The sequence below is a fragment of the Scytonema millei VB511283 genome (assembly GCF_000817735.3).
Classification (GTDB): Bacteria; Cyanobacteriota; Cyanobacteriia; order Cyanobacteriales; family Chroococcidiopsidaceae; genus Chroococcidiopsis; species Chroococcidiopsis millei_B.
In genome coordinates this window covers 628,153-641,513 of record NZ_JTJC03000001.1, presented here as the reverse complement: position 1 = coordinate 641,513, position 13,361 = coordinate 628,153, and the positions used below count along the sequence as shown (strand labels likewise).

The following is a 13,361-nucleotide window of genomic DNA, read 5'->3' as shown; positions in this document are numbered from 1 at the left end:
CGAGAGGCAATTCGCAACTCTGCTGGCGACAATATTGAGAAAGTGCGCTTTTTACTTAGAGACAACGAGTATCTTATCTAGCCAGAATCAAATATCAATCATTATGATATCCTACATGGCGATCGCAAGCGAAGGGGCGAGTACTGGTTAGTCTAATGGACAAAGTTTTACGATCCAAGTAAAGTTGTGAAGGCGATCGCTCCTATGAATGCTCCTACTCTCAAACGCTTTACATAACATCTTTATTTTTCGTTCTCACTCTTTGATACAATTCTTCCATTACCGTAATAAAGGAAGTATCTTTTTGCCAAAAAGCGGGGTAGTCTCCCTGTTTTTTAATTGTAATTGCTGGAATCATCGCTGGTTCGGCTACTTCAATATTTGATGGTAGGCGCTTAGTCCCAAACCAAAATTCTCTGGAATTTATCTGTTCGGTTACAGGCACTTGTTCGAGTTGTGTATAATAAGATGCTGCCGATACTAAGGGAATTTCTTTAGTAGTTAACTCGGAGGATAGAACCTTTCCTAAAGGAGATTTCACGAGTTCTGACTGCAATTCTTCCTTAGATAATCCCCGCAATTCAAATAAAAGAAATGGGTTATGGTCGAGTTGAGATGCAACTAAGTAATAAACACCTGCAATATGTTTGCAAGGATTCGCATAATCGGGACAACTACAGCTAGTCTTGAAATCTTTTCTACTATGTGGTAGTAAATGCAATCCTAAGTCGGCAAAAGCTGAGTCAATACTGTCTGGCACTTCATTCATTAACAATTTTGACACAAAACTTGCTTTAGAAGAAACGTATTTAATTGCCTTTGACCAACTCGCTTTGTCAATTGCTGTAATTTCAAATTTCGTATCGTATTTTGGTTCTTTATATACCCCAAAATAGGGATTAATCGAACCTCTTACCTTAGCCGTAATTTTGTTGCCGTCAATTTTATATTCAATGATTTTACCATTGCTAGCATAGGAACGTCCACGCCCCAACCTCCCTGAGTCGCTGAATGCTTCTAAGGCTTCAATAAAACGCTTACCCCACCAAGTTCGACTAAATTTCGCCACAATCGCTACTCCAATATTGCAGTTTTATTTAATGCAATTAGTTGCTTAAATGCTTCATTATCGAGTTCTGTCAGCCAAGATTCATCATTGCCAACAATCGCAGAAGACAGCTTTTTCTTATCAGCAATCATTTGGTCAATGCGTTCTTCTAAAGTACCCATTGCGACAAATTTATGTACGAAAACATTCTTCTTCTGACCGATCCGAAAAGCTCTATCTGTTGCCTGATCCTCTACTGCGGGGTTCCACCAGCGATCGAAGTGAAAGACATGGTTAGCTTTAGTTAAAGTAATGCCTACACCGCCAGCTTTGAGAGATAGGACAAATACCGAAGGTTCTGTTTCAGGGTCTTGAAATTCGGCGATCGCTTCTTCTCGTTTGTTACGATTTGTCCCACCATGAATGTAATAAGTATTGTAATGACAATTGTGCTTCAAATACTTGTCTAAAGGGTCGCAAATTTCTTTAAATTGACTGAAAATCAACATACTTTCTCCTTCAGCGATCGCCTCTTCTACCATTTCTACTAAACGGCTGAGTTTGTGCGAGCGCTCTGGGGAAAATTCGCTCCCATCTTGTAAAAACTGAGCTGGATGATTGCAGACTTGTTTTAGTTTCAACAAAGTCGATAAAATTAATCCTTTGCGTTGAATTCCTTCAGATTCTTCAATTTGCTTCGAGACATCTTTTACCACAGCTTCATAGAGTGAAGCTTGTTCTTTAGTCAAGTTACAATAGAGGTTTTGTTCGACTTTATCCGGTAAGTCATTAATAATCGCTCGGTCAGTTTTGACTCGCCGCAAAATAAACGGTTCGACTAATTTCTTTAAACTGCTAGATTTAACTTTACTATTATCTTTTTGAATTGGAATTTCAAACGATTTCCGAAATTGTGCTTCTTTTCCCAAATAACCTGGATTGAGAAAATTGAAAATCGACCATAAATCTAATAAGCGGTTCTCTACAGGCGTTCCTGTTAATGCTAGTCGGTGTTTAGCTTGTAATTTTAAAATGGTGCGAGTTTGAGCTGCTTTCGGATTTTTGATATTTTGGGCTTCATCTATTACTATGCGTTGCCATGTGACACTACTTAAAAGTTTTTCATCTTTACGAGTGAGAGTAAACGAAGTAATCACGACGTCGTGTTTGAGACAGGTAGCTTTAAATTCAGCTTCATCTTTGAGGCGATCGCTACCATGATGTACGATTGCTTGTAGATGCGGCGCAAATTTGGCAATTTCTCGCAGCCAATTTCCTACAACTGATGTAGGTGCAATTAATAAAGTTGGTGGTGTGGCAATCGCTTCTTTTTCATTGATGATTCTGGTAATTACCTGTACCGATTTTCCCAGTCCCATATCATCAGCTAAACATCCGTTGATTCCTAAAGCTTCTAAATATTGCAGCCAAGCCACACCACGCTTTTGATATTCCCGTAAAGTACCTTGCAACTGCGGCGGATCTGAGATTGGTTCTAACTTGCTTTTGTCCTGCAACTTCGCCATCATTTTTTCTAAAGCATCATCATGGTCAACCTCTAATTCATCTTCTGAAGCTACTAATTTCATCAAATCGAGTAGCGACATTTCCGGCTGTTCTTTAGCTTGAGATTGCCAAAATTCTAACATTTGTCGCATTTTATCTTGGTCTAATTCTATCCACTGACCCCGAAATTGTACGAGCGGAGTTTTCGCATTCACAAGTTGCTGCCATTCTTTTTGCGTGACAGCCTCACCCCCAATTGCCAATTCGTATTGATACTGCACTAGAGAGTCTAGACTGAAATAACCTTGGTTAGTAGTTGTAGATTTAGCACCGCGTGAAGACGTTTTGAGGCGAATTTTAGCGCGGCAACGACCTTCAGGAGTCCACCAAGCAGGAACGATAACTTTGTAGCCTGCATCTTCTAATACCCAGGCATTTTCTTTGAGAAATTCAAAGGCTTGTGATAAGCTCAGCGGTAATCCAATGGGGCGATCGGTTTCTAATCCTTCCCAAAGTAAGGGGTACATTCGCGCTGCATATCCCAAATTTAGCAACAAATTGGCTTCAAAATCCGTACCCAAATGTTTGAACCAAGCTTTTTTAGCTCTTTGGTTCATACCCCAATAATCAGCCAAGGTTAGCTTTAAGGATGGGTCTTGTTTTGCCGCTACTAAAAAGTCAATATTCCAATTATCTACGCGATCGGCTGGTGCTTCTTGGAGTTGAAAACAGAGGTCGAAAGCCATAGCAGTCTGGGTACGGGCAATTTTTTCTTTCCAAGCGTACCACTGTTTGTATTCTATTAAAGCGCGATCGCTTTGTTGGGGAGTATTGTTAGATTGAAAGCATTTTTGCAGCAGGGAGTCAGAGATTAAGCTATCAAATGCGGATGTAGAAGGGGTATGAGTGACAATATCTTGTAATAGGTATTCCGAAAAGTGCCGCAGCAAAGTTTCTGGAGTAAAAAATTCTACGCGATCGCTGATATTTGCTCGTCCCGCAGTGCAGATAGCTGGCATATAATCGACATATTTTTGGACGATCGCATCGTATTGTTCTGAGATAATTTCCCAAGCTGGATAAATGTCAAATGTATGACTTGCCTGTTTGCGCTTACTTTTTGTTATTTGTAGTTCGTGATATTTCAGTGCTGGAATATATTGGTCTTTGAGGATAATTTCTTTAAAAGATTGGGTGTAGTGATACCAAAATACTAAATCCGAACCAAATTGAATTTCATTAGCATTATTTAAAGCTAAAAAATGAATATCGTTGAGCAGTTTAATAATATTACTGACTTGACTATAGCTGTAACTGTTTGTTTTGACGCTGGTATTAACTAAGTAACAAGCGATCGCCCAATATGCAAATTCTTCGTTTTCTGGATCGATGTCATCAAGATATCTAGCTAATTCTGGTGAAGGAAGGGGGCGATCTCTTGCAGTTGGCAAGGCAAAATATTTAGTAGAAATTCGAGCGTTCGTCTTGCCATAAGTAGCTGAGACAATTCCCAATTGCTCAGTTAAGAAGGCTTCTAGATCTGCTGAAGCCAAATGAAAAGGATGGGTGCGCCGATCGGTGTTGCGACGTTTTTGGACAGTTGAAGTTTCTACCCACAGGTAAAATGCACCTGCTTGAATGAAATCAGCTTCGGCAGAGGGAATCCAAGTACCGTGGATGATTTTCATGGGTAGATACCAGGTTTTCTAATGTGGTGGATTGGCAGGCGGTGTTTGTGCAGCTGTGGGCGTTGGTGATGGTGCAATGCTACCAGACTCATAATCGCTAGGCAACATTGGTTCTCCTTCTTTGACCGGAGGAGAATTTGGACTTGGTGCGGCGGGTGTTGGCGATGGTGGCTGGTTGTTAGTTGTCGGTGATGATTCTGGCGCTGGTTGATTGTTCTGGGGTGAGGGCGATGGTTCTGGGGATGGTTGGTTGTTCTGGGGTGAGGGCGATGGTTCTGGCGCTGGTTGGTTGTTCTGAGGTGATGGTGATGCTTCCGGGGATGGAGATGGCGTTGGCGAAGGTGCAGTTGGAGACTGCTTAGATGTTGGGGATTGTTCTGATTTTGGTGTAGGAGATGGTACAGGTTGAGACGGTTTGCTCTTATTTGTCGAGTTACGTTGAAGATTATTTTTAGATTGAGTAGGCGTGACAGTTGAGCGATTTCTGGTTGACGAGGTAGCCCGCACCCTACGGTTAAAACCTTGCCCAGCATTATTCCGATCTTGTCTCCATCTGCGAGTGCCAGATCGAATTGTTGGGTTGACGGGGCTGCTGAGATTTTGCGTCCCACTTTGCCTAGAAGTATTGACTGCTGGATGTTGCTCAGTAGTATTTTTTACAGGTTGAGTTGGTGGGGGAGCGGTTGAGTTTTTTGGTTGCGAGTTTTCTTTTTGTGGAAGTGTAATGTTTTTCTCATATCTAGCATCGGTGGGCGATGTAGACTGAGGTGCAGGCTGGCTGGAGCGCGCGGGTATTGAATTTTGAGGTGACTGAGGGACAGACTTAGGAAACACTGTACCGATCGCTAGAGTTGCAATGCCAGCGATCGCAGCTAAACCACCACCAATCCACAAACCGCGTAAAAAAGATTGCTTGGCGGGGATCTCCTCGCTCTCGGCAGATGGGGGTTCCATCACCGATACTCCAGGTTGGCTGGACTGAGAAAGCCAATTTGGGATCGAAGAATTATGAGTTTGCGATCGCCCGCCACCCGTCAGACCACCTGAGAAACTTTGGGAATAAGTATGGGGCAATAGTTCCAGCCAATCGGCTACGGTAGCAGGTCGATTGACAGCTTCAATCTCCATTCCCAAAATAATCGCTCGTTCCACGTCAACGCTTAACCGAGGATTGATTTGGCGCACGTTGGGCATAGGGATGCGATCGCGCAGGCTAGCGGCAACTGGTACTTTGGCTGTCAAGATCGCGTATAGCGTTGCTGCTAGGGCATAAACATCTGTAGCTGGAGTACGGGGGGCGTGAGCAAGATACTGTTCTATGGGTGCGTACCCTTCCGAAACCATGTTGGTATGAGTTTGGGTTGAACCTGGAGTAAATTCTCGCGCAATTCCAAAATCAATCAGTACAACTTCCTGAGTCCCTTGGCGCAAAATAATGTTTTGGGGTTTCACGTCCCGATGCAGCAAGTTCTTCTGATGCACGACTTCTAATGCCGCGCCAATCTGCCGAATGTAGTGAATTGCCAGCGTTTCTGGCAAGGGACGATCTGGAAACACTACTTTGGCAAGAGTTTGCCCGGGAATATAATCCATCACCATAAATGGCAAGCCGTCCTCAACAAAGAAGTCGCTGACTCGCACAATATTGGGGTGGACGCAGGCTGCTAAGCGTCGGGCTTCATCCTGAAATTGGCGCTGAAACTTGGCAAACTGCGGCGCTTGCCGGAGCAATTCATTCAGCGTTTTGATTACCACTGGTTGCCCCAAAAATTGGTGGGTGGCTTTATAAGTAATGCCAAATCCACCCCGTCCTATTTCTTGTTCCAGGGTATATTTCCCACGCTGTAATGTTTTTCCAGCTAGCATACTCCCCTCAAGACTAATGCAGGACCTTTAGGCTTGCTTAATATTTCTGCCTCTTGCCTATGCTAAATCGCTTTTATGTAGAATTTTTAACTTAGTTCCACTTATAGACCTGTCACCCTCCCACGCGACAAAAAACCAGTATGGATTATACCAACCACTGTCACCAGCCGTACACTCATTTAGTCGTCCAATTCTGCTTGCTGCGTAGCGAAAGCGATCGCGGCGTGACGTGCAGTTTTATTCTTTCCTTAGAGATGAAAGACGAGAAACAGTGAGGGCTACAGCGATGAAATCCAAAGCCATACATCTATCAGTCTAAGTTAGTCCAAATTAGTCTGGCTGAGAAGTTATGGTTTGTTAACTAACCCATAAGCCTCGAAATAGCTTCTTAGCGACCTAGTAACAACGCTTCTTCAATGCTAGAAATTTAAACAACTCCCTCGCTCTTTTATTAATTTTTATTACTGAAATGGACTATAGATCGCCTTCCTCTCTCACTCCTCACTCCTCACCCCTCACCCCTCATTCGCGGTTACTATGCTTGAGTAACGGTCACGGCGAAGATATCATTGCCGTTCGGATCGTGCAAGAACTCCAGCAGCTTTGTCCAAACCTCGATATTGCTGCTTTACCAATTGTCGGCGAAGGAAAAGCTTACACTCGTCTGGGTATTCCCCTAATTGGTAGCGTAAAAACCATGCCTTCTGGTGGCTTCATTTACATGGATGGACGGCAACTGCTAGGAGATATTCAAGGTGGCTTGTTACAACTGACTGGGAAGCAGTTGAGGGCAATACGTCAATGGATGAAGGGAGCAGGAAGGAAGAGAGCTGAGGGAGCTGAGGAAGCTGAGGGAGCTGAGGGAGAAAGAAATTTAGAATCTTTACACCCCACACCCCACACCCCACACCCTACACCCCACACCCTAGTGTTAGCTGTAGGTGATATCGTACCCTTACTCTTTGCCTGGTGGAGTGGAGCGAATTATGCTTTTGTGGGGACAGCGAAATCTGAATATTACGTGCGGGATGAAAATGGTGTTTTACCTGGGCGATCGCCTTTTGCTCGTTTAGAACATTGGTCGGGTTCGATTTATCATCCTTGGGAGCGCTATTTTATGAGTCATCGCCGCTGTCGAGCAGTGTTTCCTAGAGACTCCCTAACTGCTAAAACTTTGCAACAGCATGGCGTTCCTGCCTTCGATCGGGGAAATCCCATGATGGATCGCCTCGAACCGTCCCAATTTCTAGAGGAGACAAGCCAAGCACTAAAAATTCTGCTGCTACCTGGTTCTCGTCCTCCCGAAGTTTATCGAAATTGGGAACTGATATTGCAAGCAGTCACAGATTTAATCGTGACTTTCAGCGATCGCCCATTGGTATTTTTAGCTGCGATCGCCCCTCATCTCGATTTAGAGCCTTTTTGTCAAGCTCTCGTAAAAACTGGATTCTCTGAAGCCCCCCTTGTTAAGGGGGGTTGGGGGGATCTTGCCAGGGCGGGTTTATCAGACATATCTGCGATCGCACGTACACCTCAGCCAAACCCGCCCCTACAGGAATCGCTTGTATTGACATTTCGGCAAAAAAATGCATCTATTATTTTGACTCAACACGCCTACAACGACTGCTTACACCAAGCCCAAATTGCGATCGCAATGGCAGGAACGGCGACAGAACAATTCATTGGGCTAGGCAAACCTGCCATTATCATGCCTGGTCAAGGTCCGCAATTTACCTATGCTTTTGCTGAGGCACAAAGCCGTCATTTTGGGGAATCGATTACTTTCGTCCAAAATCCTCACCAAGTTGGTGATGCGATCGCGGCTTTACTCTCTAACCCCGAAAGGCTAAAATCGATTGCTGAAAACGGCATTCGTCGCATGGGTAAACCAGGTGCAGCCTGTCGCATAGCCGAATGCTTAATTGAAAAGTTTTAGCAGATGCCTGTAGGGGCGCACGGCTGTGCGCCCCTACAGATGACATGTAACCAAACTATAATCCTTTTGAAAAGCGATTGGGGGGATCGAAGCCCCCCTTTTGAAGGGGGGTTGGGGGGATCGCCTATTTCGTCAACCCGTCAAATACGCCTCGCAAAGCAGCAACTGCATCTTGAGTTCTTGCCCAAACGCTTTGATCTGGATCTTTACCCGTTAGTTCGCGGGTTCCCAAAACCTCTAGAATTCCTTTCATTTGTTCTTGGTGGGCGCGGTTTTCAAAGTTGACTTGATTGAGGGGCGCGATCGCATCCTTGACATCTTCTCCTGTCACCTGAGATGCTTTGTGAATAATCAATCCAGTCATAACAGCTTGGTGTTTGATCCGCTCGTGAGCAGAGACTTTTTGATACAAAGATAGTTCGTTGCCATCCATTAAACGGTTGACTTGCTCTACATATTGCCCCGTTGTATCTCTATACCCAACAGAACCACCAAACTTAGCAATAACTTCGTTAATGACAGTCAAATTTTGCCTGTCGTCTCTGAGAAAATCGTTGAGGCGATCGCTAATTTCTTTATCGCTACTGACAGATGGAATCAGTTTCTCTTCATTGCTAATTAGCAACTCTTGTAGAGCTTTTAAATCTGCTAGTTCCATTGCGATCGCTCTACGCTTGGTATCGTCTAAAGTTGCAACCATATTGCACTTCCTTCCGATTGCTGTGTCAAGCTATAAACTCTCATATAAAGCTATTTATTTGGATCTTACTTGAGATATATTCTCAAGAAATTTACAATCGATAGGGGCGCACATCTGTGCGCCCGTACAGAATGCAATCATTCCCCAGTAATTGACAAATTATCGACCCAAATCCGAGGACAGACCCCTGCTGGTGTTAATTCTGCCTCTGGTTCGACGAAAATAATTGACTGCAACACTTCCAGAAAATCTCCCGCCACAGTAGCAGATTCGATACTCGTCCGCTTGCCATTGTTAACTACCCAACCATCGAAGGGAAGGGAGAAAGAACCCTGCAAAGCTTTGACTCCGGCGTGTAAAGCGTGTAAATCGTCAATAAAAATGACATTCTCAGCCGCATCTAAGCTGTATGTTTGAGTTGCAGGCTGGTTAGAAAAAACGTGGTAGAAATGAGGACTAACCGTCACCTTTGCGCCAATATTAGCGTGTCCGGTGGGTTTTGCGTCTAGGCGTTTTGCCGTACCTGCGCTATGGAGAAAGTTTGTTAATACTCCATCAGAGATAATTGAGATGCGACGAGTCGGCGTACCCTCACCGTCAAACGTTTCTCCAGCTATATTTTCAGGATGTAATGCATCATCGCACACTGAAAGCAGAGGTGAGACAATTTGCTTTCCGATGGACTCTGGCGTAGACAGACTTTGTTTATCCAGAATACTTTGAGCGTTGTAGAGATTGGAAAAAGCACCCAGCAGACTTAAGAAAGCTTCAGGAGAGAAGACAATGCGATATTTACCAGACTTGACTTTCTCGTAATTCAGGTGACTGATAGTTTTTTCAGCTGCTTCTTGAAGACAAGCTTGGATGTCTAAGTTTTGTAAATTGCGACTAACGCGAAATGCGCCAGCAGAACGGGGTTTTTTCCCTTCTTCATCGGTTTTGCTGTAAAGATAGATCGAAGCATAGGAACGGGCTTCATGACGTGTTGCCCCTTCACTATTGAGATAAAACCGATCGAGATCCCTTTGCGATAAACCATTGTAGGGTACGCCTGCGATCGCCGGATGAGCAGCCAAGAGTTCTTTTTCAGCCGAGATCAAAGTTTCAATCAACTCAGCTACAGGCGCTTGAGGTGCTGTAGTTTCCGTATTAGCAGTAATTGGCGCTAACGCTTCTGGGCTAAAATCTGGTACATTTTCTTTAACCCCAAAGAAACTTGCTTCATAGGCAGTTTTCAAAGCGAGTTCGATCCCTTCGGGATACACATCAGTCGTGCTGGTGACTCCGACGTTATTGTTTTCATTCCACACCCGCACCGTCACGCCAGAACGATTTGAGGCTTTGACTTGTTTCGGTTCGCCTGAATCTACCTGCACGCTGGTTTCATCAACAGAAGAACCGAAAATATCAAATTTTTGAACGCCAATTTGACTAGCACTATCTCGAACGTAATTTGCTAGTTCTTGAATATTTGTCATACTTCTATCTTCCACCGACGGTAATCGAATCCACTTTGATATGAGGTTGTCCGACAGTAACGTAGATACTACCGCTAACAGAACCGCAGAAACCCGCCGCTAATCCCAAATCCTGGGAACACATAGAAATCTTATTCATAATTTCCTGTGCGTCACCAATCAAAGTAGCACCTTTAAGTGGTTTGGTAATTTTGCCATTTTCAATTAGGTAAGCTTCTTCAACCGCAAAGTTGAATTGTCCCGTTGCGCCGACGCTACCACCACCCATTTTTTTGCAGTAGATTCCTTTGTCAATGGAACCAAAGATCTCTTCGTTGGTATAGCTACCTGGTGCGATGTAAGTATTGCGCATCCGCGAGGCGGCGGCGTAGGTATAGCTTTGTCTGCGTCCGCTACCCGTTCTGGGGTGTCCGGTACGTAAAGAACCAGCGCGATCGCTCAAGAAGTTTTTCAAAATGCCATTTTCGATCAATAATGTCCGTTGGGCTGGCATTCCCTCATCATCCATATCAATCGTACCGAAAGCACTGTCGGAAAGTCCTTCATCCCATGCAGTCAGGCTTTCATGAGCGATTTTTTCACCCTTCTTGTCAGCAAAAGGAGTGGTTTTGCGTTCGATTTGGGTGGTTTCCAGCAGGTGTCCGCAAGCTTCATGGAAGATGACACCACCAAACTGATTTGCCATCACGATTGGATACGTACCCGATTCTACGTAATCGGCATACAACATCTTACCTGCCGATTCTGCCACTTCCTCGGCGGTTGATTTGTAATCCCACGCTCTGAGAAAATTAGGATCGCTAGTGCTACCTGCCCGTTGTCCGATGGAAGTCCGGTGGATACCGTCAGCACACAACAGGTTGAATCCTACCGATTGTGTCAAACGAATGTCTCTGGCAAACGTGCCATCACTGGAAGCAACTAAAACTTCTTGCCAGTCGCGGAAATAGGTAGCGCGTCTCGATTGGACGTGGTTCGCTTTGAGTTGTAACTGTTGGTTGGCATCTAGCAGCACTTCTCCCATTTCGCGGATCGAACTACAGCCAGCAAACCAGCTATCTTTACCTTTAGTCGTGGCGTAGTCTCGTAGCAGTTTTAAATTGATGGCGGGGATGTAGGCGTTGGGTGCTGGAAGTTGCAACCCTAGAATGGAAAGTCCTTTTTCTAAAGCGGCTTTGAGTCCGTTAAATGTTAAATCGTTGGTGCTGACATAGCAATCAGCCTTACCGCGAAACACTCTCACCCCTGCACCTGTGGATAGTCTAGGGGAAATGCTGGCGATCGTGTCGTCTTCTGCTAAACAATTAATATAGTTAACTCGTTCCAAGAAAAATTCTACAAAATCTGCACCTGCTGCTCGTCCTAAACCAAGTAGGGTAGCAAGGGGTGCTTCCCAAGTTTCATCAAAGCGATCGCGTTTTAATCTATAGTCCAGGTTAGGCAGTTCTCTCGATAGCAGTAGGCTACTCGGATACGTCGATAGCATCATCGGGCTTGAGCGTCCTTGTTGAGGATTTACTGACACTTTAGACTTTCAGTCTAACAAACTACACTCAGCCATATTGGAAGGGGTATTACCACCCGTTAAAGTAGGGTGTGTTAAATAACGCACCTACAAACTACTTACATCAACTCAGTAGCTTGTATTGACTTGATGCTTTAATTTATACTAAGTATACTGAGGAAAATATAGTTTTTTTAGTTGAATAGCATTAACTATATTTAGTATTGCATCAGTCAAGCTTGGTGTTGAAACAATGCTAATAAAAGATATTCAACTTTCTGAATTGCCATCAGTCTACTTACTAAACAAAGATAATTTACCCAGTTATGCAGCCATCTACTTTGTATCTGATGGTACAGGGCAAATCCTCTATATTGGTAGAACGGTGAATTTAGTTGCTAGGTGGAGAGAACATCATAGATTTGGACAATTAAAAAGATTGAATCGAAAAAATCAAATCAGTATTAGCTGGCTTGAGTGTAGCAACAATATGAATACTCTTGCAAATCTTGAAACTGAATTTATTGAGTTATATAAACCACCGCTAAACTGGACAAAAGTAGTTACACCGATTAGAAGAATAACTCCAGTTGAAACAGCATTACAACAAAGTTTTCAGCAGCTAGCTAAGTTTAATACAATGATATTTGGATTTGACCCAATTGCTGGTGAAGAACCTCCAACAATATATTTGTTCTATCCTGTTTACGGCAGACGTGGTGTATCAGGAGGTATAAGGAGTGCATTAAAAAATATTAATAAAAAAGCTAGTTCGTTGAAGTGGAAAGAATATCATACAGAACCTAAATCTTTTGGCAAATTTGGATATTGGGAAACGAATTACAAAGGTATAAGAATAGATTTAACTCCAGCTCAGGAATTAGTCAATGTGATGTCTGATTCAACTCGTAGAACTGTAGCTGGTGTAGAGTTAATGGCTTTTAGCAGTCAGCAGCTAGAAATACTGATAGAAAACTCACCAGATTTTAAAGAAGAATTCTCTAGTCTGGAGGCTTTGGAGGAAGATCCGATTCCCCTAGAGCTTGCTAGCAAACTTCAGCCTTGTCAAGGGAATAATAAGAATGTTGTTGAAGTTGAACCGTGGGAGGAATTAGAACTAATGCCAGAAGGTGAAGTTAGAGTGATGAGCCGTCAGTTTTTATATGTGGATAGCGTGGAAGTGGAGGTTTGTGCTAATGACAATGGAAAGTATTTTGTTAGGCATAACGTTTTCTGGTGGATAGAACACAGACAGAAAAATCCTCATCCAGAGTATGATTGCATAATAAATAACTTAAAAGCCGCAGTAGATAGACTACCTACCATTAAATGGGCTGGATATAAGTTTAGATTTGAAACTATCTTTTTCAAGGAAGATGATGTAGAAGTAGAGGATATACTACTACTACCATTAGCTATGTTTGAAGAGCTTATAAAAGATACATTGAGATTTAGAAGTCCGCTAAAAGAAACAATTCAAACTGGCGAATATCAACCGCAGCCAAATGACGGAGCAAACATAAAATTATGTGTTTGGTTACAGCATAATTCATTGTTCTCGCTACTCAAGCCTGCAACAAACGAATAACTCTCGATGCAATAACCTATTGCAACCTAAGCCAAAAAGCGATCGCA

9 protein-coding genes are annotated in these 13,361 nt (G+C 43.5%); 3 read left to right on the top strand and 6 right to left on the bottom strand.

The features are described 5' to 3' along the window. Positions 1-229: 229 nt before the first annotated feature. Genes QH73_RS02915 through QH73_RS02905 form a run of 3 tightly spaced genes read right to left on the bottom strand, consistent with a single transcriptional unit; the run spans position 230 to position 6,108 of the window. Positions 230-1,069: an SWIM zinc finger family protein gene (locus QH73_RS02915; protein ID WP_039715157.1), complete on the bottom strand. Its 840-nt coding sequence runs from the start codon at positions 1,067-1,069 to the stop codon at positions 230-232. A 5-nt stretch (positions 1,070-1,074) separates the two neighbouring features. Beyond that, on the bottom strand, positions 1,075-4,242 hold the full coding sequence (locus QH73_RS02910; RefSeq protein WP_039715156.1) for a DEAD/DEAH box helicase: 3,168 nt from the start codon (positions 4,240-4,242) through the stop codon (positions 1,075-1,077). A gap of 18 nt (positions 4,243-4,260) precedes the next feature. Further along, on the bottom strand, positions 4,261-6,108 hold the full coding sequence (locus tag QH73_RS02905; protein ID WP_063777328.1) for a serine/threonine protein kinase: 1,848 nt from the start codon (positions 6,106-6,108) through the stop codon (positions 4,261-4,263). Between the two features lie 140 nt (positions 6,109-6,248). Here QH73_RS02905 and QH73_RS28585 point away from each other — a divergent pair, with 140 nt between their 5' ends. Next, positions 6,249-6,383 carry a hypothetical protein gene (locus QH73_RS28585; RefSeq protein WP_286194033.1) on the top strand — a complete coding sequence of 45 codons (135 nt, stop codon included), beginning with the start codon at positions 6,249-6,251 and terminating at the stop codon, positions 6,381-6,383. A gap of 194 nt (positions 6,384-6,577) precedes the next feature. Beyond that, a complete protein-coding gene (locus QH73_RS02900) occupies positions 6,578-8,044 on the top strand; it encodes a lipid-A-disaccharide synthase-related protein (protein ID WP_039715155.1) in 1,467 nt (488 codons plus the stop codon). A gap of 124 nt (positions 8,045-8,168) precedes the next feature. Here QH73_RS02900 and QH73_RS02895 read toward each other — a convergent pair whose 3' ends face one another. The 3 genes from QH73_RS02895 to QH73_RS02885 form a co-directional block, all read right to left on the bottom strand. Next, positions 8,169-8,744: a hemerythrin gene (locus QH73_RS02895; RefSeq protein WP_039715154.1), complete on the bottom strand. Its 576-nt coding sequence runs from the start codon at positions 8,742-8,744 to the stop codon at positions 8,169-8,171. 137 nt (positions 8,745-8,881) lie between these two features. Next, entirely contained in the window at positions 8,882-10,222 is a 1,341-nt protein-coding gene (locus tag QH73_RS02890; protein WP_039715153.1) for a TldD/PmbA family protein, read from the bottom strand. Positions 10,223-10,226: 4 nt separating this feature from the next. Continuing rightward, positions 10,227-11,708 (bottom strand): TldD/PmbA family protein, encoded by a 1,482-nt coding sequence (locus tag QH73_RS02885; protein WP_374189012.1) that lies wholly within the window; start codon positions 11,706-11,708, stop codon positions 10,227-10,229. Positions 11,709-11,979: 271 nt separating this feature from the next. On the opposite strand from QH73_RS02885, the gene QH73_RS02880 reads away from it, so the two are divergent. Beyond that, a complete protein-coding gene (locus tag QH73_RS02880; RefSeq protein ID WP_039715151.1) occupies positions 11,980-13,314 on the top strand; it encodes a GIY-YIG nuclease family protein in 1,335 nt (444 codons plus the stop codon). Positions 13,315-13,361: the final 47 nt, after the last annotated feature.

Coding starts and splice junctions, on each gene's coding strand:
- QH73_RS02910 (WP_039715156.1), bottom strand. CDS start 4,242: ATGAAAATCATCCACGGTACTTGGATTCCCTCTGCCGAAGCTGATTTC.
- QH73_RS02905 (WP_063777328.1), bottom strand. CDS start 6,108: ATGCTAGCTGGAAAAACATTACAGCGTGGGAAATATACCCTGGAACAA.
- QH73_RS28585 (WP_286194033.1), top strand. CDS start 6,249: ATGGATTATACCAACCACTGTCACCAGCCGTACACTCATTTAGTCGTC.
- QH73_RS02900 (WP_039715155.1), top strand. CDS start 6,578: ATGGACTATAGATCGCCTTCCTCTCTCACTCCTCACTCCTCACCCCTC.
- QH73_RS02895 (WP_039715154.1), bottom strand. CDS start 8,744: ATGGTTGCAACTTTAGACGATACCAAGCGTAGAGCGATCGCAATGGAA.
- QH73_RS02890 (WP_039715153.1), bottom strand. CDS start 10,222: ATGACAAATATTCAAGAACTAGCAAATTACGTTCGAGATAGTGCTAGT.
- QH73_RS02885 (WP_374189012.1), bottom strand. CDS start 11,708: ATGCTATCGACGTATCCGAGTAGCCTACTGCTATCGAGAGAACTGCCT.
- QH73_RS02880 (WP_039715151.1), top strand. CDS start 11,980: ATGCTAATAAAAGATATTCAACTTTCTGAATTGCCATCAGTCTACTTA.